Raw genomic sequence first — 582 nt, forward strand, 5'->3', positions numbered from 1 at the left:
CCGGGTTGCGGACAGTGTCTGGTGGGTAGTTTGACTGGGGCGGTCTCCTCCCAAAGAGTAACGGAGGAGCACGAAGGTTGGCTAATCCTGGTCGGACATCAGGAGGTTAGTGCAATGGCATAAGCCAGCTTGACTGCGAGCGTGACGGCGCGAGCAGGTGCGAAAGCAGGTCATAGTGATCCGGTGGTTCTGAATGGAAGGGCCATCGCTCAACGGATAAAAGGTACTCCGGGGATAACAGGCTGATACCGCCCAAGAGTTCATATCGACGGCGGTGTTTGGCACCTCGATGTCGGCTCATCACATCCTGGGGCTGAAGTAGGTCCCAAGGGTATGGCTGTTCGCCATTTAAAGTGGTACGCGAGCTGGGTTTAGAACGTCGTGAGACAGTTCGGTCCCTATCTGCCGTGGGCGCTGGAGAATTGAGGGGGGCTGCTCCTAGTACGAGAGGACCGGAGTGGACGCATCACTGGTGTTCGGGTTGTCATGCCAATGGCACTGCCCGGTAGCTAAATGCGGAAGAGATAAGTGCTGAAAGCATCTAAGCACGAAACTTGCCCCGAGATGAGTTCTCCCTGAGAC

General features: G+C 56.2%; 1 rRNA gene. It reads left to right on the forward strand.

Annotation, left to right across the window (positions count from 1 at the left end):
* Positions 1-582: ribosomal RNA gene (locus tag ACOTW6_RS21875) — 23S ribosomal RNA — on the forward strand; the annotation flags it as partial.

Origin of the sequence: Enterobacter cloacae complex sp. IR5403 (genome assembly GCF_049238705.1) — a bacterium.
Taxonomy (GTDB): Bacteria; Pseudomonadota; Gammaproteobacteria; order Enterobacterales; family Enterobacteriaceae; genus Enterobacter; species Enterobacter hormaechei_C.